At 50.6% G+C, this 1,620-nt stretch carries 1 rRNA gene; it reads left to right on the top strand.

The annotated features are described in order from the left end of the window. Positions 1–62: 62 nt before the first annotated feature. Positions 63–1,620, top strand: a 23S ribosomal RNA gene (locus LC091_RS20275); the annotation flags it as partial.

Raw genomic sequence — 1,620 nt, 5'->3', positions numbered from 1 at the left:
ATCTTAGTAATTTTCTTTATAGATATCATCGCTGATATCGACACATGACCAAATTGGTCAACGGTTAAGTTATTAAGGGCGCACGGTGGATGCCTTGGCACTAGGAGCCGATGAAGGACGGGACTAACACCGATATGCTTCGGGGAGCTGTAAGTAAGCTTTGATCCGGAGATTTCCGAATGGGGAAACCCACTGCTCGTAATGGAGCAGTATCCTTATCTGAATACATAGGGTATGGAAGGCAGACCCGGGGAACTGAAACATCTTAGTACCCGGAGGAAGAGAAAGCAAACGCGATTTCCTGAGTAGCGGCGAGCGAAACGGAATTAGCCCAAACCAAGAGGCTTGCCTCTTGGGGTTGTAGGACACTCAACATGGAGTTACAAAGGAACGGGGTAAATGAAGCGATCTGGAAAGGTCCGTCATAGAAGGTAAAAACCCTGTAGTTGAAACTTCGTTCCCTCCTGAGTGGATCCTGAGTACGGCGGGACACGAGAAATCCCGTCGGAAGCAGGGAGGACCATCTCCCAAGGCTAAATACTCCCTAGTGACCGATAGTGAACCAGTACCGTGAGGGAAAGGTGAAAAGCACCCCGGAAGGGGAGTGAAATAGATCCTGAAACCGTGTGCCTACAAGTAGTTAGAGCCCGTTAATGGGTGATAGCGTGCCTTTTGTAGAATGAACCGGCGAGTTACGATCCCGTGCAAGGTTAAGTCGAAGAGACGGAGCCGTAGCGAAAGCGAGTCTGAATAGGGCGAATGAGTACGTGGTCGTAGACCCGAAACCAGGTGATCTACCCATGTCCAGGGTGAAGTTCAGGTAACACTGAATGGAGGCCCGAACCGACTCACGTTGAAAAGTGAGCGGATGAGGTGTGGGTAGGGGTGAAATGCCAATCGAACCTGGAAATAGCTGGTTCTCTCCGAAATAGCTTTAGGGCTAGCCTCATGTGTTAGAGTCTTGGAGGTAGAGCACTGATTGGACTAGGGGTCCTCATCGGATTACCGAATTCAGTCAAACTCCGAATGCCAAAGACTTATCCATGGGAGTCAGACTGCGAGTGATAAGATCCGTAGTCAAGAGGGAAACAGCCCAGACCGCCAGCTAAGGTCCCCAAGTATACGTTAAGTGGAAAAGGATGTGGAGTTGCTTAGACAACCAGGATGTTGGCTTAGAAGCAGCCACCATTTAAAGAGTGCGTAATAGCTCACTGGTCGAGTGACTCTGCGCCGAAAATGTACCGGGGCTAAACGTATCACCGAAGCTGCGGACTGTTCTTACGAACAGTGGTAGGAGAGCGTTCTAAGGGCGTTGAAGCTAGACCGTAAGGACTGGTGGAGCGCTTAGAAGTGAGAATGCCGGTATGAGTAGCGAAAGAAGGGTGAGAATCCCTTCCACCGAATGCCTAAGGTTTCCTGAGGAAGGCTCGTCCGCTCAGGGTTAGTCGGGACCTAAGCCGAGGCCGAAAGGCGTAGGCGATGGATAACAGGTTGATATTCCTGTACCACCTCCACTCCGTTTGAGCAATGGGGGGACGCAGAAGGATAGGGTAAGCGCGCTGTTGGATATGCGCGTCTAAGCAGTAAGGCTGAGAAGTAGGCAAATCCGCTTCTCATAAG

Source organism: Sutcliffiella horikoshii, from assembly GCF_020524325.1.
Lineage (GTDB): Bacteria > Bacillota > Bacilli > Bacillales > Bacillaceae_I > Sutcliffiella_A > Sutcliffiella_A horikoshii_D.
Note: the sequence above shows the minus strand (reverse complement) of the source record. Positions and strands in the feature narration are given on the sequence as shown.